Annotated in this window: 27 protein-coding genes and 2 pseudogenes; 27 read left to right on the top strand and 2 right to left on the bottom strand. The window is 41.4% G+C overall.

Going from position 1 to position 25,377, the window contains the following annotated elements:
* Position 1: 1 nt before the first annotated feature.
* From AC6I3O_RS23195 to AC6I3O_RS23155, 9 genes and pseudogenes are all read left to right on the top strand, one after another.
* A complete protein-coding gene (locus AC6I3O_RS23195) occupies positions 2-931 on the top strand; it encodes a SufB/SufD family protein (RefSeq protein WP_497852887.1) in 930 nt (309 codons plus the stop codon).
* A 79-nt stretch (positions 932-1,010) separates the two neighbouring features.
* Positions 1,011-1,475: a low molecular weight protein-tyrosine-phosphatase gene (locus tag AC6I3O_RS23190; RefSeq protein WP_497852886.1), complete on the top strand. Its 465-nt coding sequence runs from the start codon at positions 1,011-1,013 to the stop codon at positions 1,473-1,475.
* Positions 1,476-1,556: 81 nt separating this feature from the next.
* Positions 1,557-2,588, top strand: coding sequence for a 3-deoxy-7-phosphoheptulonate synthase (locus tag AC6I3O_RS23185; RefSeq protein WP_497852885.1), 1,032 nt, complete (start codon positions 1,557-1,559; stop codon positions 2,586-2,588).
* Positions 2,589-2,824: 236 nt separating this feature from the next.
* Positions 2,825-4,384: an AAA family ATPase gene (locus AC6I3O_RS23180; RefSeq protein ID WP_497852884.1), complete on the top strand. Its 1,560-nt coding sequence runs from the start codon at positions 2,825-2,827 to the stop codon at positions 4,382-4,384.
* A 134-nt stretch (positions 4,385-4,518) separates the two neighbouring features.
* A pseudogene (locus AC6I3O_RS23175) lies at positions 4,519-4,647 on the top strand (sporulation transcriptional regulator SpoIIID); the annotation flags it as partial.
* A gap of 162 nt (positions 4,648-4,809) precedes the next feature.
* The gene (locus tag AC6I3O_RS23170; protein WP_334637151.1) at positions 4,810-6,507 is read left to right on the top strand and encodes an AAA family ATPase; all 1,698 of its coding nucleotides are present in this window, start codon (positions 4,810-4,812) and stop codon (positions 6,505-6,507) included.
* A 29-nt stretch (positions 6,508-6,536) separates the two neighbouring features.
* Positions 6,537-8,249, top strand: coding sequence for an AAA family ATPase (locus AC6I3O_RS23165; protein WP_497852883.1), 1,713 nt, complete (start codon positions 6,537-6,539; stop codon positions 8,247-8,249).
* A 134-nt stretch (positions 8,250-8,383) separates the two neighbouring features.
* A pseudogene (locus AC6I3O_RS23160) lies at positions 8,384-8,497 on the top strand (sporulation transcriptional regulator SpoIIID); the annotation flags it as partial.
* 177 nt (positions 8,498-8,674) lie between these two features.
* Entirely contained in the window at positions 8,675-10,378 is a 1,704-nt protein-coding gene (locus AC6I3O_RS23155; RefSeq protein ID WP_497852882.1) for an AAA family ATPase, read from the top strand.
* Positions 10,379-10,760: 382 nt separating this feature from the next.
* Here AC6I3O_RS23155 and AC6I3O_RS23150 read toward each other — a convergent pair whose 3' ends face one another.
* Positions 10,761-10,979 (bottom strand): helix-turn-helix domain-containing protein, encoded by a 219-nt coding sequence (locus tag AC6I3O_RS23150; protein ID WP_159754777.1) that lies wholly within the window; start codon positions 10,977-10,979, stop codon positions 10,761-10,763.
* A 291-nt stretch (positions 10,980-11,270) separates the two neighbouring features.
* On the opposite strand from AC6I3O_RS23150, the gene AC6I3O_RS23145 reads away from it, so the two are divergent.
* The 11 genes from AC6I3O_RS23145 (at position 11,271) to AC6I3O_RS23095 (ending at position 18,576) form a co-directional block, all read left to right on the top strand.
* On the top strand, positions 11,271-11,549 hold the full coding sequence (locus AC6I3O_RS23145) for a plasmid mobilization protein (RefSeq protein ID WP_497852881.1): 279 nt from the start codon (positions 11,271-11,273) through the stop codon (positions 11,547-11,549).
* Positions 11,531-12,004: a relaxase/mobilization nuclease domain-containing protein gene (locus AC6I3O_RS23140; protein ID WP_497852880.1), complete on the top strand. Its 474-nt coding sequence runs from the start codon at positions 11,531-11,533 to the stop codon at positions 12,002-12,004. Before AC6I3O_RS23145 ends, AC6I3O_RS23140 begins: the two co-directional genes overlap by 19 nt.
* A 236-nt stretch (positions 12,005-12,240) precedes the next feature.
* On the top strand, positions 12,241-12,411 hold the full coding sequence (locus AC6I3O_RS23135; RefSeq protein ID WP_497852879.1) for a hypothetical protein: 171 nt from the start codon (positions 12,241-12,243) through the stop codon (positions 12,409-12,411).
* Between the two features lie 94 nt (positions 12,412-12,505).
* Positions 12,506-13,042: a hypothetical protein gene (locus AC6I3O_RS23130; protein WP_497852878.1), complete on the top strand. Its 537-nt coding sequence runs from the start codon at positions 12,506-12,508 to the stop codon at positions 13,040-13,042.
* Between the two features lie 774 nt (positions 13,043-13,816).
* Positions 13,817-14,671 (top strand): RpnC/YadD family protein, encoded by an 855-nt coding sequence (locus AC6I3O_RS23125; protein WP_497852877.1) that lies wholly within the window; start codon positions 13,817-13,819, stop codon positions 14,669-14,671.
* 112 nt (positions 14,672-14,783) lie between these two features.
* A complete protein-coding gene (locus AC6I3O_RS23120) occupies positions 14,784-15,599 on the top strand; it encodes a ParA family protein (protein ID WP_497852876.1) in 816 nt (271 codons plus the stop codon).
* 6 nt (positions 15,600-15,605) lie between these two features.
* Complete coding sequence (locus AC6I3O_RS23115; RefSeq protein WP_497852875.1) at positions 15,606-16,727, top strand: ParB/RepB/Spo0J family partition protein; 1,122 nt, start codon at positions 15,606-15,608, stop codon at positions 16,725-16,727.
* Between the two features lie 139 nt (positions 16,728-16,866).
* Positions 16,867-17,403 carry a sigma factor-like helix-turn-helix DNA-binding protein gene (locus AC6I3O_RS23110; protein WP_497852874.1) on the top strand — a complete coding sequence of 179 codons (537 nt, stop codon included), beginning with the start codon at positions 16,867-16,869 and terminating at the stop codon, positions 17,401-17,403.
* 30 nt (positions 17,404-17,433) lie between these two features.
* A complete protein-coding gene (locus AC6I3O_RS23105) occupies positions 17,434-17,760 on the top strand; it encodes an LPD28 domain-containing protein (RefSeq protein WP_497852873.1) in 327 nt (108 codons plus the stop codon).
* Positions 17,760-18,215, top strand: a complete 456-nt coding sequence (locus AC6I3O_RS23100; RefSeq protein ID WP_497852872.1) for a JAB domain-containing protein — start codon at positions 17,760-17,762, stop codon at positions 18,213-18,215. The genes AC6I3O_RS23105 and AC6I3O_RS23100 overlap by 1 nt, the downstream gene beginning before the upstream one ends.
* A 154-nt stretch (positions 18,216-18,369) precedes the next feature.
* Positions 18,370-18,576 carry a hypothetical protein gene (locus AC6I3O_RS23095; RefSeq protein WP_497852871.1) on the top strand — a complete coding sequence of 69 codons (207 nt, stop codon included), beginning with the start codon at positions 18,370-18,372 and terminating at the stop codon, positions 18,574-18,576.
* Between the two features lie 4 nt (positions 18,577-18,580).
* On the opposite strand, the gene AC6I3O_RS23090 is transcribed toward AC6I3O_RS23095, so the two are convergent.
* The gene (locus AC6I3O_RS23090; protein ID WP_334637134.1) at positions 18,581-18,859 is read right to left on the bottom strand and encodes a helix-turn-helix domain-containing protein; all 279 of its coding nucleotides are present in this window, start codon (positions 18,857-18,859) and stop codon (positions 18,581-18,583) included.
* Between the two features lie 237 nt (positions 18,860-19,096).
* On the opposite strand from AC6I3O_RS23090, the gene AC6I3O_RS23085 reads away from it, so the two are divergent.
* The 7 genes from AC6I3O_RS23085 to AC6I3O_RS23055 all read left to right on the top strand — a co-directional run bounded on the left by AC6I3O_RS23085 (position 19,097) and on the right by AC6I3O_RS23055 (position 25,315).
* Positions 19,097-21,028, top strand: a complete 1,932-nt coding sequence (locus AC6I3O_RS23085; RefSeq protein WP_497852870.1) for a leucine-rich repeat domain-containing protein — start codon at positions 19,097-19,099, stop codon at positions 21,026-21,028.
* 162 nt (positions 21,029-21,190) lie between these two features.
* Complete coding sequence (locus AC6I3O_RS23080; RefSeq protein WP_497852869.1) at positions 21,191-21,430, top strand: UDP-N-acetylenolpyruvoylglucosamine reductase; 240 nt, start codon at positions 21,191-21,193, stop codon at positions 21,428-21,430.
* Between the two features lie 139 nt (positions 21,431-21,569).
* Positions 21,570-21,773 carry a hypothetical protein gene (locus AC6I3O_RS23075; RefSeq protein WP_497852868.1) on the top strand — a complete coding sequence of 68 codons (204 nt, stop codon included), beginning with the start codon at positions 21,570-21,572 and terminating at the stop codon, positions 21,771-21,773.
* Between the two features lie 247 nt (positions 21,774-22,020).
* Positions 22,021-22,953: a DUF932 domain-containing protein gene (locus tag AC6I3O_RS23070; RefSeq protein WP_497852867.1), complete on the top strand. Its 933-nt coding sequence runs from the start codon at positions 22,021-22,023 to the stop codon at positions 22,951-22,953.
* 82 nt (positions 22,954-23,035) lie between these two features.
* The gene (locus AC6I3O_RS23065; RefSeq protein ID WP_497852866.1) at positions 23,036-23,845 is read left to right on the top strand and encodes a nuclease/transposase family protein; all 810 of its coding nucleotides are present in this window, start codon (positions 23,036-23,038) and stop codon (positions 23,843-23,845) included.
* Positions 23,846-24,047: 202 nt separating this feature from the next.
* On the top strand, positions 24,048-24,392 hold the full coding sequence (locus AC6I3O_RS23060) for a DUF3848 domain-containing protein (protein ID WP_497852865.1): 345 nt from the start codon (positions 24,048-24,050) through the stop codon (positions 24,390-24,392).
* A complete protein-coding gene (locus tag AC6I3O_RS23055; protein ID WP_497852864.1) occupies positions 24,389-25,315 on the top strand; it encodes a YqaJ viral recombinase family nuclease in 927 nt (308 codons plus the stop codon). The genes AC6I3O_RS23060 and AC6I3O_RS23055 overlap by 4 nt, the downstream gene beginning before the upstream one ends.
* Positions 25,316-25,377 lie beyond the last annotated feature (62 nt).

Below are 25,377 nucleotides of genomic sequence, written 5' to 3'. Positions count from 1 at the left end.
GATGGGAGAAGTGTTGGACAGGATTACGGAAAAGATTTTAAGGCAGATTGACGGCGCAGGATTTGAGCAGAAGGGCGCGTTTAACCTGCGTCATAACGGCATTGCGCTCTGCCATGGCGACAGCGAGCATGTGAAGATTAAGAAGAAGGAAGAAAAACAGGGAATTGATATTTTCATAGACGGTGAGACGAAGGGGGAGCAGGTGCATATTCCGGTGGTGGTGGACGCCTCCGGGATGATGGATGTGGTCTATAATGATTTTTATATCGCTGACGGCGCGGATGTGACGATTGTTGCGGGGTGCGGAATCCACAACAGCGGGTGTAACGAGAGCCGCCATGACGGGATACATTCCTTCCATGTGGGTAAGGGCGCGAACGTCCGCTATGAGGAGAAGCATTACGGGGAAGGAGAAGGAACCGGCGCCAAGGTGCTGAATCCGGTCACGAAGATTTATTTGGATGAGGATGCGGTATTTACTCTGGATACGGCGCAGATTAAAGGGGTGGATTCGACCCTTCGGGAAACGGATGTGGAGATGGGACGTAATTCTAAACTGTATGTGGTGGAGAAGCTGATGACCCATGATGCTCAGACGGCAGAGTCTAATATGGAAGTCCGGATGAACGGGGAGGGAAGCTCGGCGCAGATTATATCAAGGTCGGTGGCGAAAGGGCGTTCCCGGCAGGTGTTCCATCCAAAGGCCGTGGGGAATGCGGGATGCCATGCGCATGTGCAGTGTGACTCGATTATTATGGATCATGCTGAGGTAAGCTCTATCCCGGAGATCAATGCAAGGCATCTGGATGCTGCCATTATCCATGAAGCGGCGATTGGGAGGATTAATGACGAGCAGTTGGTGAAGCTTAGGACGTTGGGCATGACGGAGGAAGAGGCGGAAGGTGTTATTATTGATAATTTTTTGAATTAGTAAGATTCCATATGGGATGATTGGGGAGAAGAACCACAGGAGTTATGATTGTGACTAATTCATAAAAGGGAGAAGTGTTATGATTAAGGTGCTTTTTATCTGTCTGGGAAACATCTGCCGTTCCCCTATGGCGGAGTTTGTGTTCCGTGACATGGTCCAGAAACGGGGGCTGGCAGACCGCTTCCACATAGCGTCCGCTGCCACGAGCAGCGAGGAGCTGGGCAACCCGGTTCATCGCGGAACGACAGAAAAACTAAAGGAATATGGGATCAGTACGAAAGGTAAATATGCCGTCCAGCTCAAAAAGAAGGACTATCAGGAATATGATTACCTGATTGGCATGGAGTACCGGAACATCCGGGGCATTCAACGGATCATCGGCTCTGATTCGGAGCATAAGGTGTCCATGCTCCTTGATTTTACCGGGAATCCGAGAGATATTGCAGATCCATGGTATACAGGGAATTTTGACAAGACGTATGACGATATCCTGGAAGGATGCGAGGGATTCCTGAATTATCTGGAGAGCCAGAATCTATTGTAATTATCCAGACATTGAGCGTCGCTTGCGGATGCAGTATCCGGACGGATGGCCAGAGTTTCAAATATTCGAGGAGGAAGAGAAATGTCAATGAAGATAAACCATGAACTGCCGGCTCCAGAGGCGTTGAAGGCGCAATATCCGCTTTCGGAACAGATTCGGGAGATGAAGCGGAAACGGGATGAAGAAATCCGGGATATATTTATGGGAAAATCGGATAAATTCGTTGTTCTTGTAGGACCGTGTTCTGCGGACAATGAAGAGTCCGTATGTGAATATGTGAGACGTCTCAAAACGGTGGCAGATGAGGTATCAGACCGCCTGATGGTGATACCGAGGGTCTACACGAACAAGCCAAGGACGACGGGAGAGGGGTACAAGGGGATGCTGCACCAGCCTGACCCGGAGAAAGAACCAGACCTTCTGGCGGGTATCATTGCAATCCGTAAGATGCATATAAGGGTGATGGAGGAAACCGGCCTGTCTGCGGCAGACGAGATGCTGTACCCGGAAAACCGGAGTTATCTGGATGATGTGTTGTCATACGAGGCTGTGGGCGCCAGGTCGGTAGAGAATCAGCAACACCGCCTGACGGCGAGCGGCATGGACATCCCAGTGGGAATGAAGAACCCCACCAGCGGCGACTTGTCGGTAATGCTGAATTCCGTGACGGCGGCGCAGCACCCCCACCGATTCATATACCGGGGCTGCGACGTGGAAACCCAGGGAAATGAGCTTGCCCATACGATTTTGAGGGGCGGCGTGGACAAGTACGGGAAGAATATCCCGAACTACCACTATGAGGATCTTGCCCGACTTGCGGAAATGTATGGAAAATGGGAACTTAGGAATCCTGCGGTGGTCGTGGATGTGAACCATTCTAATTCCAGCAAGCAGTACAAAGAGCAGATACGTATTGTCAGCGAGGTTATGCACAGCAGGAACTATAACCCGGAGCTTAGGAAACTGGTGAAGGGCGTCATGATTGAAAGCTATCTGGTGGAAGGAAGGCAGGATATTACGGAGAACCTGACCTATGGGCAGTCTATTACAGACCCGTGCATTGGGTGGGAGGATACAAAAAGGCTGTTGTATGACATTGCACAGAAATGTTAAAGATAAATAGTATAACTACGGCTGCAAACGAGGCGGGAAGGACTGAACTTTAGTCCTTCTCTTTTTATGCACAGCTCTGTGCAGAGGAAATATGCCGATAAGGCGGCGCACGGGGCGCGCGGCGAGTTTTCCCCTACTCGATTTTCTCCTGGCACAACTGAAACGATTGTTTTTGGGAAATGGATTGTGGGATAGAGGGGGATAGGGTACTACGTCCAAGGAGATTTGGAAAGACGTTGAATTTGAGTACGCTCCGATATTTTTTTGAAGATACTGGGCATGAAAAAAGAAATGAACAGAATAAAAGTCTGTTTCAGGGAATGAAGATTATAGAAGCAGGAGATAATTATACAAGTCAGATGGGAATGTATCCTGTATTTGAACTGACATTGAAGTCAGCAAAGCAGGAAGACTATGATATGGCATATTATATGATTGAGAATGCAGTTATCATAGAATATGAACGGCACAGAGACACGATAGAAAGGGGAAAAGAACGTCTGACATCCAGAGAATATGAATGGTATACTGCTATTGCAGATGGAAAGGCAGAGGAAAAAAATATAAGAAATTCGCTGCAGCTTTTCTGTCAATGTATGTATAAGATAACAGGAAAGAATACAGTTATTTTAATTGATGAGTATGATGTGCCTTTAGAAAATGCATATTTTAGAGGTTTTTATGAAAAGATGGTGGGATTTATCCGTTCATTGTTTGAAGCAGGGTTAAAGACAAACCAGTATCTGCAGTTTGCTGTAATTACAGGGTGCCTGAGGATTTCAAAGGAGAGTATATTTACCGGGCTGAATCATTTGAAAATTGTATCTATACTTGACCAGAGATATAGTGAACATTTTGGTTTCACAGCAGCGGAAGTGCGGCAGATGATAGTGTACTATGGCGTAGAGAGTCGTTTCCCGACGATGAAAGAATGGTATGATGGGTATGCATTTGGCGGCACAGAGGTCTATAATCCATGGAGTGTCATTAATTTTATGTATGATTTATATGCGGATGTCAATGCTTTCCCACACCCATATTGGATTAACACCAGTTCCAATGACATTATAAAGGATTTGATAGCCAGAGCAGACAGGGAAACGAAAAAGCAGATTGAAACATTGTTAGGCGGTGGGACTTTAGACATTCAGGTTCATGAAGAAGTTACCTATGGGGATATGCACAGTAATGGGGAGAATCTGTGGAATTTTCTTTATTTTACGGGATATCTGACAAAAGAGAGTGAATATTTTAAAGGAAAGTATATATTTTTAAAGGTTCGTATTCCCAATATAGAAGTTATGACTATCTATGAGAGCACAATTTTAAATTGGCTGAAAGATATGATAAAGAAAGAGGATTTTCATGACTTGTACCGTGCAATGGAGGATGGAAATGCCCAGAGGATGACGGATATATTAAATGGCCAACTTTTCCGGACGATTAGTTTTTATGACAGTGCAGAAAACTTCTATCACGGTTTTTTGACAGGAATCTTGAGCCAGAGTGAGAATTATCTGGTGAAATCGAATCGTGAATCAGGGAATGGGCGTTCCGACATTATGGTGAAAAGCCCGTCGCTGCGGGGCAGGTCGTTTATTGTGGAAGTGAAGGTTTCGGATTCGATAGATGATTTGGAAAATGACGCCCAAAAGGCGTTGCAGCAAATATATGATAAAAGATATATGGAAGAACTGCGTACGGAAGGGTATAAGAAGATTGATTGTTACGGAATAGCGTTCTATCGGAAGGATTGTGAGGTTCGGTTTGGGAAGGGCAGAGACAAAACCTACTAAATGCTATTGGTAATTTGGAAAATGAAGTATAGATTTGGTCAGGTAGTAAGATGAGGCTATGAAGCAGTGAAAAAAGGAATATGAAAATAGACCTCTGCATACATTGTAAAAACAATGAGTGCAGGGGTTTATAAATGAAGGATTATATTGAGGAAAGGGCAGTAGAGATTGCGTATTATATTATTGAAAATAAGGCGACGGTGAGGCAGACGGCGAAGGCGTTTGGAGTTAGTAAGAGTACTATACATACGGTTGTAACAAAATAGAACGGTTGATATGGAGAATCAAATAGATATCATAAGCCATCTCTGGGAATACGGAAGGTATTCTTAGAGGTGGCTTTGCTGCTGTTCAATGGAAATTAATTGTGAAACAGAGGGAGATAGGGTATAATATGTGAAACAGTATCGGAAGGAGGCAGAGCAATGAAAAAAGCGTTACCAATTGGGGTAGAAAACTTTAAGGATATCATGGAATCTGGTTATTACTATATAGATAAATCATTGTTTATAAAAGAATTATTGGATATGAAAGGAAAAGTGAACTTATTTATCCGTCCAAGGCGTTTTGGAAAGACGCTAAATCTTAGTATGCTTAGATACTTTTATGAGGATACGGGAGATATGAAGAAAAATGAAGAGCACAAATCACTTTTCCATGGCTTGAAGATTATGGAACAAGGTGAAACATATACGGAACATATGGGAAACTATCCGGTTATTAACCTGACACTGAAATCAGCGAAGCAGCCTAGTTTTGAATCCGCATATAGTAAGCTTAGGAAAGCAATCGCAGACGAATTCCAAAGACATCAATATATACTGGCGAACGGAAAAATAAATGAAGAAGATAAGAAGCTATATCAAAAGATTGCTGACCGGAAGGCGGAATATGATGATTATTCAGGGGCGTTGGAGTTTTTGAGTAAATGTCTTTATCAGGCGACGGAGAAAAAGACGGTTATCTTGATAGACGAGTATGACGTGCCGCTGGAAAGCTCTTATTTTCGAGGATTTTATGAGGAGATGGTAGATTTCATCCGGTCATTATTTGAATCTGCGTTAAAGACGAATGATTATCTGCAGTTTGCAGTTATTACAGGATGTCTGAGGATTTCAAAGGAGAGTATATTTACCGGGCTGAATCATCTGAAAATTGTATCTATACTTGACCAGAGATATAGCGAACATTTTGGTTTCACAGAAGCGGAAGTGCGGCAGATGATGGCTTACTATGGCGTAGAGAGTCGTTTCCCGACGATGAAAGAATGGTATGATGGGTATGCATTTGGCGACACAGAGGTTTATAATCCATGGAGTGTCATTAATTTTATGTATGATTTATATGCGGATGTCAATGCTTTCCCACACCCATATTGGATTAACACCAGTTCCAATGACATTATAAAGGATTTAATAGCCAGAGCAGACAGGGAAACGAAAAGACAGATTGAAACATTGTTAGACGGTGGGACTTTAGACATTCAGGTTCATGAAGAAGTTACCTATGGGGATATGCACAGTAATGGGGAGAATCTGTGGAATTTTCTTTATTTTACGGGATATCTGACGAAAGAGAGTGAATATTTTAAAGGAAAGTATATATTTTTAAAGGTTCGTATTCCCAATATAGAAGTAATGACTATCTATGAGAGCACAATTTTAAATTGGCTGAAAGATATGATAAAGAAAGAGGATTTTCATGATTTGTACCGTGCAATGGAGGATGGAAATGCCCAGAGGATGACGGATATATTAAATGGCCAACTTTTCCGGACGATTAGTTTTTATGACAGTGCAGAAAACTTCTATCATGGTTTTTTGACAGGAATCTTGAGCCAGAGTGAGAATTATCTGGTGAAATCGAATCGTGAATCAGGGAATGGGCGTTCCGACATAATGGTGAAAAGCCCATCGCTGCGGGGCAGGTCATTTATCGTGGAAGTGAAGGTTTCGGATTCGATAGATGATTTGGAAAATGACGCCCAAAAGGCGTTGCAGCAAATATATGATAAAAGATATATGGAAGAACTGCGTACAGAAGGGTATCGGAAGATTGATTGTTATGGGATATCATTTTTCCGTAAGGATTGCGAGGTTCGGTTTGGGGAAGGGCAGAAGTAAAGAGTTCTGAATTAGATGGAGGGATGATAATGAAGAAACCATTGCCAATCGGTGTTGATAATTTTGAAAAAATAATAAAAGAAGGTTACTGCTATATAGATAAGACTATGTTTATCAAGGAACTGCTGGATTTGAAAGGAGAAGTAAATCTGTTTCTTCGTCCAAGAAGATTTGGAAAGACATTGAATTTGAGTATGCTCCGATATTTTTTTGAAGATACTGGGCATGAAAAAAGAAATGAACAGAATAAAAGTCTGTTTCAGGGAATGAAGATTATAGAAGCAGGAGAAAATTATACAAGTCAGATGGGAATGTATCCTGTATTTGAACTGACATTGAAGTCAGCAAAGCAGGAAGACTATGATATGGCATATTATATGATTGAGAATGCGGTTATCATGGAATTTGAACGGCACAGAAACACGATAGAAAGGGGAAAAGAACGTCTGACATCCAGAGAATATGAATGGTATACTGCTATTGCAGATGGAAAGGCAGAGGAAAAAAATATAAGAAATTCGCTGCAGCTTTTCTGTCAATGTATGTATAAGATTACAGGAAAGAATACAGTTATTTTAATTGATGAGTATGATGTGCCTTTAGAAAATGCATATTTTAGAGGTTTTTATGAAAAGATGGTGGGATTTATCCGTTCATTGTTTGAGGCTGCGCTGAAAACGAATGATTATCTGCAGTTTGCAGTAATTACGGGGTGTCTGAGGATTTCAAAGGAGAGTATATTTACCGGATTGAATCATCTCAATATTATATCTGTACTTGACCAGAGATATAGTGAACATTTTGGTTTTACAGAAGCGGAAGTGCGGCAAATGATGGCTTACTATGGTGTAGAGAGCCGTTTCCCGGTTATGAAAGAATGGTATGACGGATACACATTTGGCGGCACGGCGGTCTATAACCCGTGGAGTGTCATTAATTTTCTGTATGATTTATATGCAGATGTCAATGCCTTCCCACACTCATATTGGATTAATACTAGTTCTAATGATATTATAAAGGATTTAATTGCCAGGGCAGACCGGGAAACAAAAGGGCAGATTGAAACACTTTTAGGCGGTGGAACTTTAGACGTTCAGGTTCATGAAGAAGTTACCTATGGGGATATGTACAGTAATGGGGAGAACCTGTGGAATTTTCTCTATTTTACAGGGTATCTGACGAAAGATAGTGAATACTTTAGAGGGAAGTATATATTTTTAAAGGTGCGTATCCCTAACACAGAAGTTATGACCATCTATGAAAATACGATTCTGAACTGGATGAAAGCCGCTATAAAGAAGGAGGATTTTCATGACTTGTACCGTGCAATGGAGGAGGGGGACGCCCAGAGGATGACGGATATATTAAACGGCCAGCTTTTCCGGACCATTAGTTTTTATGACAGCGCGGAAAACTTTTATCATGGTTTTCTGACAGGGATATTGAGCCAGAGTGAGAATTATCTGGTGAAATCGAATCGTGAATCGGGGAATGGGCGTTTAGACATAATGGTGAAAAGCCCGTCGCTGCGGGGCAGGTCGTTTATTGTGGAAGTGAAGGTTTCGGATTCTGTGGACGAGTTGGAAAATGACGCCCAAAAGGCGTTGCAGCAAATATATGATAAAAGATATATGGAAGAATTGCGTACAGAAGGGTATCGGAAGATTGATTGTTACGGAATAGCGTTCTATCGGAAGGATTGTGAGGTTCGGTTTGGGAAGGGCAGAGACAAAACCTACTAAATGCTATTGGTAATTTGGAAAATGAAGTATAGATTTGGTCAGGTAGTAAGATGAGGCTATGAAGCAGTGAAAAAAGGAATATGAAAATAGACCTCTGCATACATTGTAAAAACAATGAGTGCAGGGGTTTATAAATGAAGGATTATATTGAGGAAAGGGCAGTAGAGATTGCGTATTATATTATTGAAAATAAGGCGACGGTGAGGCAGACGGCGAAGGCGTTTGGAGTTAGTAAGAGTACTATACATACGGTAGTAATAAAATAGAACGGTTGATATGGAGAATCAAATAGATATCATGAGCCAGCTCTGAGAATACGGAAGGTATTCTTAGAGCTGGCTTTGTTGCTGTTCAATGAAACGGATTGTGAAATGTAAAGGGATAGGTTATAATATGAAAAATAGTATCAGATGGGGGCGATAGTGATGAAGAAGGCATTACCTGTTGGTGTTGAAAATTTTGAAGATATAGTAAAATCAGAATATTACTATGTAGATAAGACAATGTTTATAAAAGAATTACTGGACTTAAAGGGGAAAGTAAATTTGTTTACGCGTCCAAGAAGATTTGGAAAGACATTGAACCTAAGTATGCTTCGATATTTTTTTGAAGATACCGGGCATGAAAAAAGAAATGAGCAGAATAAAAGTCTGTTTCAGGGAATGAAGATTATAGAAGCAGGAGAAAACTATACAAATCATATGGGTTTGTATCCTGTGCTTGAACTGACATTGAAGTCAGCAAAGCAGGAAGATTACGATACGGCTTATTACATGATACAAAATGCAGTCAGCATGGAATTTGAACGGCACAGAGGTATTGTAGAAAGCAAGAAAGAAATGCTTTCGTTCAAAGAATATAAACAGTATACCGCTATTGCGGAAGGAGAGGCAGAGGATAAAATTGTAAGAAATTCGCTACAGCTTTTCTGCCAATGTATGTATAAGATTACAGGAAAGAATACAGTTATTTTAATTGATGAGTATGATGTGCCTTTAGAAAATGCATATTTTAGAGGTTTTTATGAAAAGATGGTTGGATTTATCCGTTCATTGTTTGAAGCGGCGCTAAAGACGAACCAGTATCTACAATTTGCGGTTATTACGGGGTGTCTGAGGATTTCAAAGGAGAGCATATTTACCGGATTGAATCATCTCAATATTATATCGGTGCTTGATAAAAAATACAGTGAGCATTTTGGCTTTACAGAGCAAGAAGTTCTTCAGATGATGTCTTACTATGAAGTGGAAAGTCGTTTTTCGACAATGAAAGAATGGTATGACGGGTATTTGTTTGGAGATACGGAAGTTTATAACCCTTGGAGTGTGATTAAATTTTTATATGATTTATATTCAGATGTAGAAGCATATCCGCACCCATATTGGATTAACACCAGTTCCAATGACATTATAAAGGATTTGATAGCCAGGGCAGACAGGGAAACGAAAGGACAGATAGAAACACTTTTAGTTGGCGGCATTTTAGATATTCAGGTTCATGAAGAAGTTACCTATGGGGATATGCACAGTAATGGTGAGAACTTATGGAATTTTCTTTACTTTACAGGGTATCTTACAAAAGAGAGTGAGTATTTTAAAGAATCTTCTATCTTTTTACGGGCGCGTATACCGAATATAGAAGTAAAAACGATTTATCAGAATACGATTCTGAATTGGATGAAAGCCGCTATAAAGAAAGAGGATTTTCATGATTTGTACCGAGCAATGGAGGAGGGAAATGCCCAGAGGATGACGGATATATTAAACGGCCAGCTTATTCGGACGATTAGTTTTTATGACAGTGCAGAAAACTTCTATCATGGTTTTCTGACAGGGATATTGAGCCAGAGCGAGAATTATCTGGTGAAGTCTAACCGTGAAACCGGAAATGGGCGTTCTGACATTATGGTGAAAAGCCCATCGCTACGGGGAAGGTCGTTTATTGTGGAAGTGAAGGTTTCGGATTCGATAGATGATTTGGAAAAGGATGCGGAAAAGGCATTGCAGCAAATATATGACAAAAGATATATGGAAGAACTGCGTGCAGAAGGATATCGAAAGATTGACTGTTATGGGATATCATTTTTCCGGAAGGATTGCGAGGTTCGATTTGAGAGGGAAGAAATATGATATATTTTAGAAATATAGATGTGTTAAAGGAGTTTTGAATGACAATATGGAACGTAAAGGCTTTATATAATGGTAAAGGTAAGATATATCAAGTATTACCATATGATTTATATGGAGTAATATCAGTTTGTCTATGCATGAAGATGGGAATTGGATGTTTATATATGTTTATGAAGAATTCTCGATTTTCACAGAAGAAAGCAGAAAAGTTAGCAGATAAATATAATAAAAAGTGTACCATTTAGAGACAAAAATATGAAGAAAAATGTAGAGTTATGTAAAAGGAATCCTCAGAGGCGGTATGTCTCTGAGGATTTTTGATTCAATTTGATTGGGTATATAAAGGTATGTCAGATTATTTTTATTGACTAATACCTTGTCATTAAATAAGTCCAGACTGTTCATAAATAAACTGCTCTACGGCAACCTTGCTTATTTTCCAGATTGAGCCAATCCGGAAACCTTTGATAGCCCCGGTATTCAAGAGTTCATAGGCTCTGTTCTTCCCTATGCCTAAATATTCTGCCAGTTCATTAACGGTCATTAATGCCGGTTCTGCTTCATTATCTGTAGAGAAATATGGTTTTAAGATACCTGTCATTGTTAAAGTCTCCTTCTTGATTAGATATTTTATTATGATGTTCCAATGGACTATTTTTATAGTTTTGAATTGATGATGTGTAGAGTCGATATTTCATTGTAGTCAGGGAAAGTTCAACGTAGTTAGGGAAAGTTTAAGAATGGGAATATTATTTTAATCAGAAATAAAAAAGAATAAGAGAGATAACAATTAAATAAAGGGTTACCACGGTAACGGACAACAACAGACAAAAATGTCTGACAGTCCGTTACCTGGTCAAAGATGTCAGATAACGAAGGAGGAAACAGAACAATGGCTAGAGGGACAGGACCAAAGGGAAAAAAAGTGACAGTCAGATTAACAGAAGATGAGTACAACAGACTTAACAGTGAAGCAAACAATAATCATATAAGTATCAGTGAGCATATCAGGAAAAAATTAGAAAATAATATTCAAAATACAGAGTTATTAGTACAACTGTGCAATTATTCGACATCATTAAACAAGATTCTTAATAAATATGATATTGCACAAGAAGATAAAGATTTTTTGAATCAGGAGGCACGCTTGGTATGGCAGCATTTGAAATAGGGATTCCCAAAGGTAATTATAAAAATGAAGATGCGGTAAGTAGGGTAATTGACTATATCTGTAGGCTGAATAAGCCTGAACAGGTAGGAGGCATGGGAGTATTTCCGCTGTATGTGGAAGATATGGTAAACCAGTTTTTGGCCGTAAAGCGGATATACCATAAAGAAGAAGGAAAGCAGGTATTCCACATTTTTATATCCTTTGAAAAAAGCCTGGGCTTTACGGTTGATGAAGTAATGGAAATGGGGTATGAGATAGCGGCATATTGGGGATATGACAGGCAGGTCATGTTTGCCGTACATGATGATACGCAAAATATACATATCCATATGGCGATTAACACAGTTGCGTATACGAATGGTGAATACAAGGCTTATTATCCTATCGAAGATATCATAGAGTATGTAAAGCCTATTGTAAAGAGGAAAATCTCAAGTAAATGGTTTGGGAAATAGCCGATATTAAAGAGAAGGTAGGGTAATGCATAATTGTAATGATTGGGAATATCTCGGTTGGCGGGATATTCCTTGCTTTATGCGGCATATTGTAATTGTTATGGTTGGGGACTTTAATTGCATATTATTCTAATGATATCAATAAAAGGGCTGGACTGGGATGTCCAGTATTTTTGTGCTTATCGTAGTAACTTTATCATTCTATTTTAAATTTAGTATTGGAGGTAGAAAAGATAGTGAGAAGTAAAGAAAGGATGAATCAGGTACAGGATGATAGGGCATTAGAAAGTCTGGATTATGTCATGGATTGCTATGAGACGCCAGATTTTGTGGAAGTGACAGGCAGTATGGGCGAGGACGTGATTACTTACAGAGTCTTTGACGATGGCAGGATGTATGTGAAATAGGAGGATGATATTAGAAAAAAGAGTTAGGGCAGAGAATGTTCTGGCTTTTTGTCTATGTGCTGCCGGAAAAGATAGAGAGGGAGAATTTCAGATTATGGAAAAGCCTATGACAACGAAAGAATTATTCTGTAAGATTCTTGATATTTTAAAAGACAAGGGCAGGCTGCCGGAGATTCTGGATTACAGCCTTGCGGATGGAAACCCGGTTCCAATCAGAACTTATGAATTTGAGTTGAGCAGCAATCTTAATTATGGAGGCAATGAGGGGATTTATTTGGACTTATGGATTGAGTATTTTAACAAAAGGGAAAAATGCCAGCATGGCCTCGGTACATTCAAGACGTTATATGAAGATAATAAGGCCATGTATAGGATGGCCGAACTGCTGGCGGATTTTGTGATGGAAGAACGTGCTTACGTCAATGGGAACCTGGATGATTTTACATGGGAAGGGGCGGATGTTTATGTGTTAGATGATGAAGGGAAAAGGCTTCCCTGGGGATATTCCTGCGGCAGTATGGAGAGGGCTTTGAAAAGGAAAGACCAAATGCTGGAAAAGTATCATCAAGTAGTGGTAAGGGACAATGCGACACGGAAGGAGGAGCGGTTTCAAAACCAGAGAAAAAGATAAGGTGTAAATCTGAATGAGGGTTATCTATACATTAATGGACGAAGTCCACCAGCCCGAAGGGCATGTATTACGGTATGCCCTTTGGGTATGGTTTAGGGTGTCCGAATCGGACACAATTTTTTAGTATGAAGGATTAAATATTACGATAGGATTTCTAGCGGAACTTTGATAGAGGGATTGGGAAGATAAGCTATTGAAGAATAGATATTTTTAGAAATTGTGAGTATATTCCTTCTTCGTCATTTTAAAATCTCTTAGAGTCGATGCCATATGTCTATGCCATATCATAATAAAAAATCAGTAAAAATATAGGATTTCAATTATATATTATTCTATTGATACTTGTAAAAGTACCAGAGTAGTAACATTCTAACTTTTGGTATGTTTCATTTCAGTAAAAATCTGATATGGACAGTATCTGTACTATATAGATATATGAAGAAATTGGTCATAAAGATTTCAAAGCAAAAGGAGTAGAATTGTTGGACAAGAAACGGAAGGAGATGTTATGGGTAAAAGGAAAAGGATGGCTATTTGCGAGTTCTGTAAAAATTTAATAGCGACCGGAGAAGGGGATTTCCTCTGCTGTGAATGTGGGGAACCTGTAGTTGTAATCAGCAATTACATATCGACCAAAGATTATCTCAAATGCAGAAACAGTAAATTCAAAAAGACGGGGAGACAAACATGTGCGTAAAGAGATTAGAAACCGATAATTGAAACCCCAAATGAAGTATGGTAGTATAAAGATAAAGGAAAGGCAGGTGCAGGAAAATGGAGAAGGAGAACCGAGAACATAAAGATAGTCTCTTTGTTGACCTCTTTTACCAGGATGAAACGGCAAAGAAGAATCTGCTGAGTTTATATAATGCGTTGCATGATACAAACTATGAGGATGAAACGATCATTCGGAAGGTAAAGATTGATGATGTCTTATATAAGAACTTCAAGAATGACATTTCTTGTGAGGTGAATGGTCTGGTGCTTGTTTTCGGAGAACATCAAAGCACTATCAATAGAAACATGCCCTTGCGCTGCTTGATGTATGTGGGAAGGGCATATGAGCAGTTGGTAGACAGCAAGGCACGCTACAGGACGACATTGGTGAAGATACCGACCCCAGAGTTTTATGTATTTTACAATGGCGAGAAGGAACAGCCGTTAGAGCAAGTGCTGACTCTGTCAGACGCATTTATGAATCCGGTAGGAGAAAATTCTGTAGAATTAAAGGTGAAGGTTATTAACATCAATTCCGATAAAGCGCATGGGATTCTGGATAAATGCGGGATACTAAGGGAGTATAGCCAGTTTATCAGTATGGTGAGAAAGTATTCGGAGGAAGAAAGCGCCATTAAAAAGGCAATCAAGGAATGTATTGAAAAGGGGATTCTGGCAGATTATTTAAAGAGGAAAGGAAGCGAGGTGGAGAATATGTTGATTGCGGAGTATAGTTATGAGGAAGATATGCAAGTGAAATTGCAGGAAGGAATATGGCAGGGAATCACGTTATCGGCAGATATTTTCCAGATGGTTAAGAAGAACCCGGATTTAGCAAATGTGCAGATTGCCGAGAATCTTGGCTGTAGTGTGGAAGAGGTCGAAAGTACAAGAAAAATGTTTGGCATTTAGTTTTATAATCGTTTTTAACGCTATCGGAGTAAATCTGGTAGCGTTTTTTTGTGTGCAGAATTTCTAAAAAATACAATTTATCAAATATAAATCAAGGATGGTGAGGAATGGTATGAAAACGATTAGTTTGCTAAATTTAAAGGGAGGGGTTGCGAAAAGTTTTACTTCGGTAAATATGGCTTATGAATTGTGGCGCAGGGGAAATCGGGTCTTATTATGGGATAACGACAAGCAGGGGAATCTGAGCAAGGCATTTGGCCGGTATGAGGCAGAACAGACTGCACCTACCGCAAGGATATTAAGTGGTGATTGGCAGAATCCAGAGGAATTGATACAGGCAACAGATTATGAAGGGATAGATATTATTACGGCGAATCTGTCATTGTTTGGCGTTTCTTGGAATCTGATGAAAGAGAGTGGGGAGGACATGACAGGGAAATACCGGAGATTTGTAAAAGCCAGTATCAATAACCAGACAGAAGATAATATTTGCGGAAGATATGATTATTGTATCATAGACAATCCCCCGGATATTGGAATCAATGTAGTCAATGCCCTTGGGGTGACGGATGAAGTTATCGTTCCTGTGAAGATTGATGAAAATGCGTTAGAAGGGCTGGATATTGTGGACGGACAGATTGAGGACGCAAAGGCGCTGAATCCGTCTTTGACATTAAAAGGCGTACTGATTACGATTTACCAGAATACGGACGGAGAAGCGGCAGGGTTAGAATGGCTTAGGCAGGAATGGGACAATGCAGAAAGCAAGCATTACAGGCAGTATAAGGTTCTTGGCAGGATTCGGTATTCTGCAAAGGTGGCAGAAAATTCCTTTGTGAAGAAACCAATCTACGAGTACAGCCCATGCTGTGGTGCGGCGCAGGATTATAAGCATTTCGTGACCAGTTATACGGGAATAGGGAGATGATGGGGCATGGCGAAATTTGGAATTAACGATTTGATAGACATTAAGAAAAAGGAGTCCGAGTCAGGGACAGTGAATGCGTGCAAGGAGATATGGCTGAACCCCATGGATGTGAAGCCTTCGGAGAGTAATTTTTATTCGCAGGAAAATATAGAAGAACTTGCAGACAGCTTCCTTGCGGTGGGACAGCAGCAGCCGACGGTCTTGGCGAGAGTGAATGGGGAGTTTTGTATCGTGAGCGGGCACAGGCGTAACCTTGCGAATATCAAGAACCTTGAACGGGGGTATCGGGAATACGAGAAGGTGCGCTATCTATACAAAGACATGACTCCTGCAATGCTGGAACTGTCCCTTCTGATGGGAAATGCCTTGAATCGGGAACTATCGCCATGGGAGAAGACACAGCAGGCACAGAGATTGAAAGAGGCATTGATAAGGGCAAGGGATGAAGATGGATTGGAGATACAGGGAAAGCTGAGGGATATGGTAGCAGACCTTATGAATGAAAGCAGTTCTGGTATTGCAAGAATGGATCGGATTCATAATCATGCAGTGCCAGAGATTCAGGAAGAGTTCCGGAAAGGAAACTTGAATATCAGTGCGGCATATGAGGCGTCGAAATTACCAGAGAAAGAACAGAAAGCCATTGCAAAGGCAGTGGCAGAAGAAGGCGGTATGAAGGCAAAGGAGGTCACAGAGAGGGCAATGAAGAACCAGGAAGGAAAGGATGGAAGAAAAAATGAGGGATTTTCCGTGGTGTCCAAATTGGACACCGATTTACAGCCCCAAAGTGGGAAAGAAATACAAAAGAATGATTTTGCGGGTAAAATAGAAAAAAAGAAGAACGAATGGACTGCAGGAGGCGGGAATATTAGACAGTTCAAGAAAGGAAACCGCCATCAGGAGATATTGCGGGAGTGGGGAAGGGAAAATGTGAGCCTGACAGTCATTACACAAGCCGTTACGGAGGCAATGCAGAAGGTGTCTAAATTGGACACATCAGAAGAATGGTCAGACATAGAGTGGGCAGTATTCCTCACAAGGGCGATTATGAATCGGGCGGATTGCGTAAGCGAGGAAGATTTGTATCTGCTTCACGATATTATGATCCGGTGTCAGGAAGAATTGTGAAACGACAATAGAAACATGCGGTGTCCAAATTGGACACCATATTATATAGGCAGAAATAGATAATGAGATTAAGAAATAGCGAAGCCGGGGCAGAAATGTCCCGGTTTTTTGATGCTTGGGAAGGGAGAAGGAAATACAGATGAAAAATATGCGCATATTGACAGAGGAACAGAAGATATTTGCAGAACAGCACCATGTACTGGTGGAACGTTTTTTATGGAAGAATCATTTAGAACGGTCTGAGTTTTACGATGTGGTAATCTTCGGCTATCTGGAGGCTGTTCAAGAGTATCTGGAAAAGCCGGAGTTATCAAAGTATCCGTTTTCCTCTATTGCGTGGAGAAAAATGCGGTTCTGCATAATAAACGAATATATTTATCGGAACTGCCCGAAACGAAATGCCCTTATGGAGACATACCGTGAAAATTATGACTGTGTGTTTTCAAGAGAGCAGGTTTTAGAGCAGGTGAATTGCGTTGCGAGTGAATTGGAAGATCGGGTGCAGTTACAGCAGTTGATGTCCCATATGACGGTGAAAGAGAAGGAGGTTGTCTGCATGAGGGCGGCAGGATATACTTATCGGGAGATTGCAGAGCATTGCAATATTACCATGCGGGGAGTTTCCGCAAGGCTGATAAGGATGAGAAGAAGATTCCGGGCATTGGCGTTGATTTAGATGGAATTGTGTGAGATAGGAGAAAAGAGAATGAGGTATCAAGCAAATGAACTTCGTTATGAACAGGTCACAGTATTGGAGAAGGAGGCAATTTTTACAGAACTGAGAGTATTAAGGGATTCCGTACCGAAAGGGTTTTCCTGTTATGAGATCAGGCATGATGATGAATGTCAGGGAAATCCAGTAGAGATTGCAAAAGGAATCTTAGTTAATTTTTATGGAACCTTATTGGTTCAGGAAAGTCTGGAACAGGTGGAGAAGGAGGGACGATGTTTTCTCGAAAGAGAGGACTGGAACTATAGCGGAGAAAGAAGTTTTACGTTAGAAGAATATATGGAGGTCAGGGGGATTGGATAGTGGGAAAAGCAGGAGTGAAAAATTACGTGCCGTTTGTACGGGTAAGGATGGTTCGGGAAAGAGAGCTTCCGTATGCGATGGAAGAAATTGACGGACCGGAAAAAGTTGCGGCATTTACAAGGAAGTTTCTGGCGGGTGCAGACAGGGAGTATCTGCTGGTGCTGTCCATAGATAATGCAGGGATGCTGGCGGCAATCGAGGTGGTGTCCATCGGGACGGTAAATGCGACATTAGCAGAGCCAAGGGAAATCTTCAAACATGCGGTTCTGGCAAATGCGGCAGGGATTGTGATGGTGCATAACCATACGTCGGGAAGGTGCGTGCCGAGTGAGGAAGATATGGCGATGACGAAAAGGATAGAAAAGGCGGGAAAAATCCTTGGGATACCGTTGATGGACCATATCATTGTGGGGGACGGGTATTTTAGTTTTCAGACAGAGGGCTTGCTGGCATAGGGGAAAGAGGTAAAAGTCTTTTATGTCGATTTTTATCACGTTATTTAAAAAAATATCGATTTTGTCAGCATATGTCGGATATGCTGTAAATTAGTTTATAATGTGTTTTAGTAATATAGCATAAAAGAGCTTTTGGTATGAGGAGGAGATAGGTGTGAAGGAACAGGAAGAATGGATAGGAAATTTAGAACATGATATATATCAGGAAATCGTAAGGATGACGCAGCCCTTCCCAGTAAAGGAACAGCGGGCAATCCAAAGGGCATTGGCTGAAATAGTAACCAAAGCTCAGGATAAGGCGTTTATGAGGGGATATGAGTATGCCATAGAAGTGTTGGAAAATGGGCGTGCGGAAAAATAACCGCTTATATCCCCTTGATATCGTCAATAATCTGGCGGACATGGGCTAACTGTACATCGGTAAGGCCGGTTACTTCAATGTAACTCCGGCTGTCCAGTTCAAGCAGGTAGTCGGTACTTACGGAAAAGAACTGTGAAATCTTGACCAGCATTTCTATGGAAGGGAGAATGTTATTATTCTCCCAGTTGGAAACCGTCTGTTTCGAGACGTTGAGCGAAACCGCAAGCTGGACTTGGTTGAGGCTTCGGGACTGCCGTAAATTTTTAATCATATCACCAAACATAAGAAAACTCCTTTTTCATAGGCTACTCTAAAGAAAGTATATTTACAAAATACAAAAGTATTGATATAATGGACACTGTAAGATGTCAAAATCTGTAAAAAATTGGCAGTCAAGTGGAAGGGGAGATGTGAAAAAGTGGGAAGGATGGTGAGAAACCAAAGGAAAAGAGAAGTAGTGCAGGTAGTAACTACAGGGAAAAAATGTATCATGATGAAAATGAAAAGGAGTAAATAGCGAATGAAAAGAAAATTGATAGCCGCACTGATGGCAATGACGCTAACCTTATCGTGCGGTGTGACAGCATTGGCAGAGGAACCGTCAGAAGGTGAGACGGAGATATCACAGGTTGGAAATGGAGAGGATGAAGATGAGGGAAAGGTAGAAAGAGAGGGCATAGTCCCCAATGATTCTGCAAATCCGTCAAAGGATGATACGGTTGTAACAAAGGATAGTCTGAAAGAAATCGAGGAGAAGGATACGGAAAAGCCGAATCCTGCTGCGGACGGAGAGGATACGGCAGAACAGGAACTTCCGATTGATGAGGCACATTTTCCGGACGCAAATTTTAGGGAATATATCAAGGATAAAATTGATTTGGATGGAAATGGCAGTTTAAGCCAGGAAGAAATTATAGCTGTTGAGGAAATTTCTCTAAGTTCGATAAATGGGAAAGTTTTTAGTGATGTGTCTGGAGTTGAATATTTTATTAACCTGAAAGAGTTTTCTTGCTTTGATTGTCAACTAACAAGTCTAGATTTGAGTAAAAATCTGAAATTAGAACGCTTGGTATGTAGCAAAAACCAATTAACAAATTTAGATGTAAGCCAGAATTTAGAGCTGGATACATTACAGGCTTGGGGAAATCGGTTGACTTCATTAGATGTAAGCAATAATAGGAAATTGAGGTTTTTGGTTTGTGGAAAAAATCCATTAGCAAAGTTGGATGTAAGTAATCTTACAAGTTTGGAGCTTTTAGATTGTCGTGAGTGTAGGCTTACAAATCTAAACTTAGATAATAATAAAGAACTTATTGAACTGGATTGCGCAGGAAATCAGTTGGTTAGTTTAGATATTAGAAATACAGCTTTGTATGCTTTGTGGTGTGCCGATAATCAACTTAGAAATTTGCAGACAAATTCTAAGTTAATATATCTGGAATGTGATGGCAACACTTTATCTAATCTGGATTTAACTAATGAAACAAAAATGACAATGCGGGATGATGAGAAAAAAGGTGGAGGTGTTGCACATCATGGAGAATTAGCAGGGGCATATGTAACTCCACAGACCTTATCCAGAACGGTTAAATCAGTGAATGGAGTGTGGACGTTAGATATGGCTTCTATTGTAGGCAAAAGTTATCTGGACAGGGTAACGCTTGCTACAGAAGGTGCGAAGATGTCAAAGGATGGTCTGGTAACGTTCCAAGGCAGCGAGGCTCCGAAGGAATTGGTCTATCACTTTGATACCAAGAACCCAGTGGAAACGACACTGATGGAAGTTACGGTTGCACTTTCCGGTGTGAATGACCAGACAAAGGAAGAAGTATCTGTGGATACAAGCGGCATGGATATAGACAGCATTTGCAAAGACAATAACGTAAGCCCGGACAATGCAGAGATTGTCGTGTCACAAGAGACTCCATCTAAGGAAAACTCTGACAAACTGGCAGGAGAAGCAGCTTCCAAGGGACTTAAAGTGACGGCTACATATGAAGTTCTGTTAAAATTATTTTCACAGGGAAATGAGATTGCCCAGATTACAGAGAATTTCGGCAATGTAACTTTGACATTACAGGCTGGAAAGGAATATGCAGGACATAAAGCCGTTATTTTCCAGTTACATAACGGGCAGGTAATTGAGCATGACGGACTGACCGTAAAAGCAGATGGAACAGTTTCAATTACTGTGGATAAATTTTCGACCTTCGCAGTTGCAGTAAGCGAGGAGAAGGATTCCAACATTGAGAAGCCGGGACAGACTCTGGGTACGGCGAATCCACCGACAGCCAATCCGAAACCAGTATCTACCGATAACAAGAATAAGACGACGGGTGCAGGAAGTGTCAAGACAGGAGACGAGACAAATATCGTATACTGGATGGTACTTGGGATGATTTCGTTAGGTGTATGCGGATTCTTTGGCAGGAAGAAATTTTACAGGGGCTAATAAGAATCTGTGAAAAATCAAATGAGTTTAGCTTTATGATAAAGAACGGCAGGGAGACTAGAGACTAGCTTCCTGCTGTTTCTTTCACAGAAGCATTGTAAGAGATTTGAATGTTGTTAGGGTAACAGAAAACAGCTATGATTAAAAAGAGGGCTACAAGGAATGAGTGAAAGAGAAAAAGCAATTCAGTTAATAAAAGAAATGCCAGAAAACAAAATGATATTTGTAGTGAAGATACTTCGGGATATAAAAGGTTTGCCGGCAGAAGAAAATGAGCCGGATGGGGAGAAGCAAATACGGGAAGAAGCATTCCTGCAATTAGAATCGGTGAGGAAAAATGTACCAGACTTGGATTATGGGAAAGAACTGGCAGAATACCAGAAGGGAAGATATAGTAGATAGAACAATTAAGGGTAGATGGAAATGACACTGAGGATAGTTGTGCTTTTTATCAATCATGTAATAAGGCGAGAGTTTGTGAAGGCTCTTAGGTTCCCGTATCTTAGAAGCGAAATATTTTCAGATGAAAGAGGTGTCCAAATTGGACACCCTATTTCTATTAGTGGTAGTTTTCAGAAGTATCAGTAAAAGTAGCAAGGTTCAGTTATATATTATTATCATGAAACCATTCATTGAAGTGGCAGGAGGAAATCATCTTCTTGCCATTTGTTATGCCCAGAGAGGAGGAATGGCATATCTGGGAGATTATCATTATAGTAAAGAACATTGGCAGAGCTATCGTTAGGATTGTCCTGCCGTGTTGGGGAAAGGAGGCAGAAGGATGAAAGGAATTGAGATTGCTTTATTCATTATCGGGTGCGGCGTTAAGCTGGCAGAGATTATAGCGGAAGAAGATTAATTAAGAAATATCGTCTGATAGTTGCCGGAAACTGGCGGCAGTCAAATTTAATGGGACTGAGCTACCGCCAGAACCGGCAAGAGGTAGAAAAGAATACAAAAACAAAGGTTGATTGAGAGAGGAGATTTCGATTATGGCGGCAAATGTTGAGAGTATGTTTTATGTAAGGGAAACCCCATGGCATGGGTTAGGGACGAAGGTATTAGAAGCCCCGGCTTCCAAGGACGCATTGCAGTTGGCAGGATTGGACTGGCGTGTTTTGCAGGAACCGATTTATACAGCCATGGAAGAACTGGTAGACGGCTACAAGGCAAATGTGCGGGATTCTGACCGCAAGGTGCTTGGCGTTGTCACAGACCGTTACCGGGTGATTCAGAACGACGAAGCCTTTGCGTTTACGGACGAATTATTAGGGGCAGGTGTGAAATACGAGACAGCCGGAAGTTTGCAGGGTGGCAGGAAGGTATGGCTGCTTGCCCATATGCCCCATGAGTACATCATATCCGGGGAGAGAATCAGCCCCTATCTTTTGTTTTCCAATACCCATGATGGCTCTGGTGCAATCAAAGTAGCGTTGACACCGATTCGTGTCGTATGCCAGAACACCTTGAATCTTGCGTTGGCAAATGCGAAACGTTCATGGTCTATGATTCACACCGGGGATATCAAGGAGAAAATGCAGGAGGCGAGGGATACCTTGTTCCTGGCAGAAAACTACATGGACGAGCTTGGCAAAGAGTTTGAAGCACTCCGCATGAAGAAGCTGACGGATAAACAGGTCATGGAATATATCGAGATTTTACTTCCGATTGAAGACGGTTCCACGCCTCAGCAGGAGAAGAACATGAAGCGGTTACGTGAAGATATGAAAATCCGTTATTTTGACGCACCGGATTTACAGGGCGTGGGGAAAAATGCCTACCGCTTTGTCAATGCGGTATCTGATTTTGCGACCCATGCAGAACCTCTCCGTAAGACGGCGAACTATAAAGAGAATTTGTTCTCCCGTACCGTGGACGGGAATCCGATGATTGACAAGGCGTACCAGATGGTAAGTGCGGCATAACAGGGTTGGGAAAAGCAGAAAAATTCAGTTTTCAAAAGAGATTATCTGATATATAATAGAAGTAGCGAAAGAAGGTGGCATTTTGAGTACAGCGGCGCAGATACATCAACAGGATTTAGAGCGTCTGAAATCACTTCGGTATATGGAGGATGATTTTATGACCGTCTGTTTGGCAGATAATTTTGAGGGCGTAGAACTGATACTTCGGATTGTTTTAGGACGGGCAGATATCACGGTTAAATCGGTTCGGACACAGGAACTAATGAAGAACCTGCAAGGACGTTCTGCTGTTTTAGACGTCCATGCGGTTGACAGTGCCAATCAAGAATTTGATATAGAAATACAAAGGTCAGACGCAGGGGCAGGCGCAAAAAGGGCAAGGCATAACAGCAGCCTGTTAGATACGCATATATTAAAGCCTGGAGATGATACAGAGGATATTCCCGACAGTTATGTGATTTTTATTACAGAAAATGATGTCATGAAAGGAAACCAGCCCCTATATCCGGTAGAGAGATATGTTGTGATTGGGGAAGAAAAAGTATTATTTGGAGACGGTTCGCATATTTTATACGTGAATGGGAAATACAGGGGCAATGATGAAATCGGAAAGTTAATGCATGATTTTAGATGTACCAATCCCGAAAACATGAATTATGAGGCGCTTGCTAAAAGAGCCAGGTATTTCAAACAGGACGAGAAAGGAGTTGCTGTCATGTGTAAAATTTTGGAAGATATGAGAAATGAAGCTGCATTAAACAATGCAAGAGAAACCGCCGAACGACTGATAAGAAAAGGGAAAATGACGCTTGAGGAGATTGCAGAGTGCATTCCAATGTTATCACTGGATGAACTAAAAGAGATTGAAACGAGAGTCATGCAGTTTGTATAATCAATCCTGTCAATGAAAATAAAATATAGTAACAGCGTCAGGGCATATAGAAACCGGAAATCTATATGCTCTGTTTTTTGCTATAAAGAGAGAGGTATGAGCGATAAGATTTAGGCTTATACCACAGGGCAGATACCATTTTGTTTACATCAGATGGTAAATGCGGTGTCACAGGATTGGGAAAGGCAGAGAAAACAGGTATATGTATAGGAAACAGTTGGAACAAGCCTTCTGCTTGAAACTAAGCGGAGAATTAGCAATCTTCCGGTATGAGATTCTTGAGAAGGAAAAGGAGACCATTTATGAAGCAGCTTATCAGATTGACAGTATCATCAGCATTTATGAACTTCTGGCAGAAATGAGCAGCAGGTTATCAACCGAAACATTAGAGGCGGCGGTGATGTTTCCCAATATCCTTACCTTCCTTTATCGGGAATGGCTAGGATACGAGGATTCCTATACCGCAGATATCCAGTATTGCTTAGATAAGGAACTGGCAAAACTTAGGAGGGATTACAGGGATATAAAGGAGGAGAACATTATATGAAGAAATTGGTATCCACATTGAATATGGAAAAAGCAGAATGGCTAAAGTACCGGAAACAGGGGATTGGAGGCTCTGACGCCGGGGCGGTATGCGGGTTCAACCCCTACCGCACAGCCCTGCAGGTGTACCAGGACAAGACCACGGACGAAACCGAAGAAATCGACAATGAGGCAATGCGCCAAGGGCGGGAGTTTGAAGATTATGTGGCAAGGAGATTCACGGAGGCGACAGGGAAAAAGGTACGCAGAGCCAACGCCATGTTTTATGATGAAGCCAATCCCTTTATGCTGGCAGATGTAGACCGGATGGTAGTCGGGGAGAATGCAGGGCTGGAATGTAAGACCGCAAGCCCCTACATGGCAGATAAATGGAAGGATGGGAAAATTCCCTTATCTTACCAGATTCAGTGCTACCACTATATGTCCGTCTGCAATGCGCAGGCTTGGTATATCGCAGTTCTGATATATGGAAGGGATTTCAAGTTTTACCGCTTGGAGAGGGATGAAAAAATGCTTGCTGATTTGGTAAGGATTGAGGAGGATTTCTGGGAGAACCATGTATTGAAGCGTGTCCTGCCCGACCCCGACGGTTCCAAGCTGGCGGACAGCGTGATTGCGGAGTATTTCAAGAAATCCTCGGCTAAGACCATCCCCTTAAACGGTTTCAATGAGAAATTAGAACGTCGGCAGGAATTGGTGGACATCATGGCAGAGATGGAGACGGAGAAGAAGCAGATAGAGCAGGAGTTAAAGATGTATCTTGGGGAGGCAGAGCTGGCGGAGAATGAGAAGTACCGTGTATCATGGAAAGCGGTAGACAGCCAGAGGATAGACGAGAAACGTCTGAAAGCAGAGAAGCCGGAGGTATATGCAGAGTACCAGAAGATTGTCCGTAGCCGGAGGCTTACGGTGAAAGCAGCGTAGGGGAGATTGTGATTTTACAGATATAAAAAGTGTATAAACGGAATATGCAGGTATGGAAGGTA

The organism is Sporofaciens sp. St.21A7 (assembly GCF_059728535.1).
Note: the sequence above shows the minus strand (reverse complement) of the source record. Positions and strands in the feature narration are given on the sequence as shown.

What these genes read in the sequence shown, in the direction of transcription:
- AC6I3O_RS23155 (WP_497852882.1), top strand. Translation starts at nt 8,675, where the DNA reads ATGAAGAAGGCATTACCTGTTGGTGTTGAAAATTTTGAAGATATAGTA.
- AC6I3O_RS23110 (WP_497852874.1), top strand. Translation starts at nt 16,867, where the DNA reads ATGAAAAATATGCGCATATTGACAGAGGAACAGAAGATATTTGCAGAA.
- AC6I3O_RS23055 (WP_497852864.1), top strand. Translation starts at nt 24,389, where the DNA reads ATGAAGAAATTGGTATCCACATTGAATATGGAAAAAGCAGAATGGCTA.
- AC6I3O_RS23145 (WP_497852881.1), top strand. Translation starts at nt 11,271, where the DNA reads ATGGCTAGAGGGACAGGACCAAAGGGAAAAAAAGTGACAGTCAGATTA.
- AC6I3O_RS23195 (WP_497852887.1), top strand. Translation starts at nt 2, where the DNA reads ATGGGAGAAGTGTTGGACAGGATTACGGAAAAGATTTTAAGGCAGATT.
- AC6I3O_RS23120 (WP_497852876.1), top strand. Translation starts at nt 14,784, where the DNA reads ATGAAAACGATTAGTTTGCTAAATTTAAAGGGAGGGGTTGCGAAAAGT.
- AC6I3O_RS23080 (WP_497852869.1), top strand. Translation starts at nt 21,191, where the DNA reads ATGAGTGAAAGAGAAAAAGCAATTCAGTTAATAAAAGAAATGCCAGAA.
- AC6I3O_RS23125 (WP_497852877.1), top strand. Translation starts at nt 13,817, where the DNA reads ATGGAGAAGGAGAACCGAGAACATAAAGATAGTCTCTTTGTTGACCTC.
- AC6I3O_RS23115 (WP_497852875.1), top strand. Translation starts at nt 15,606, where the DNA reads ATGGCGAAATTTGGAATTAACGATTTGATAGACATTAAGAAAAAGGAG.
- AC6I3O_RS23090 (WP_334637134.1), bottom strand. Translation starts at nt 18,859, where the DNA reads ATGTTTGGTGATATGATTAAAAATTTACGGCAGTCCCGAAGCCTCAAC.
- AC6I3O_RS23165 (WP_497852883.1), top strand. Translation starts at nt 6,537, where the DNA reads ATGAAGAAACCATTGCCAATCGGTGTTGATAATTTTGAAAAAATAATA.
- AC6I3O_RS23130 (WP_497852878.1), top strand. Translation starts at nt 12,506, where the DNA reads ATGGAAAAGCCTATGACAACGAAAGAATTATTCTGTAAGATTCTTGAT.
- AC6I3O_RS23085 (WP_497852870.1), top strand. Translation starts at nt 19,097, where the DNA reads ATGAAAAGAAAATTGATAGCCGCACTGATGGCAATGACGCTAACCTTA.
- AC6I3O_RS23070 (WP_497852867.1), top strand. Translation starts at nt 22,021, where the DNA reads ATGGCGGCAAATGTTGAGAGTATGTTTTATGTAAGGGAAACCCCATGG.
- AC6I3O_RS23105 (WP_497852873.1), top strand. Translation starts at nt 17,434, where the DNA reads ATGAGGTATCAAGCAAATGAACTTCGTTATGAACAGGTCACAGTATTG.
- AC6I3O_RS23140 (WP_497852880.1), top strand. Translation starts at nt 11,531, where the DNA reads ATGGCAGCATTTGAAATAGGGATTCCCAAAGGTAATTATAAAAATGAA.
- AC6I3O_RS23150 (WP_159754777.1), bottom strand. Translation starts at nt 10,979, where the DNA reads ATGACAGGTATCTTAAAACCATATTTCTCTACAGATAATGAAGCAGAA.
- AC6I3O_RS23190 (WP_497852886.1), top strand. Translation starts at nt 1,011, where the DNA reads ATGATTAAGGTGCTTTTTATCTGTCTGGGAAACATCTGCCGTTCCCCT.
- AC6I3O_RS23185 (WP_497852885.1), top strand. Translation starts at nt 1,557, where the DNA reads ATGTCAATGAAGATAAACCATGAACTGCCGGCTCCAGAGGCGTTGAAG.
- AC6I3O_RS23170 (WP_334637151.1), top strand. Translation starts at nt 4,810, where the DNA reads ATGAAAAAAGCGTTACCAATTGGGGTAGAAAACTTTAAGGATATCATG.
- AC6I3O_RS23060 (WP_497852865.1), top strand. Translation starts at nt 24,048, where the DNA reads ATGTATAGGAAACAGTTGGAACAAGCCTTCTGCTTGAAACTAAGCGGA.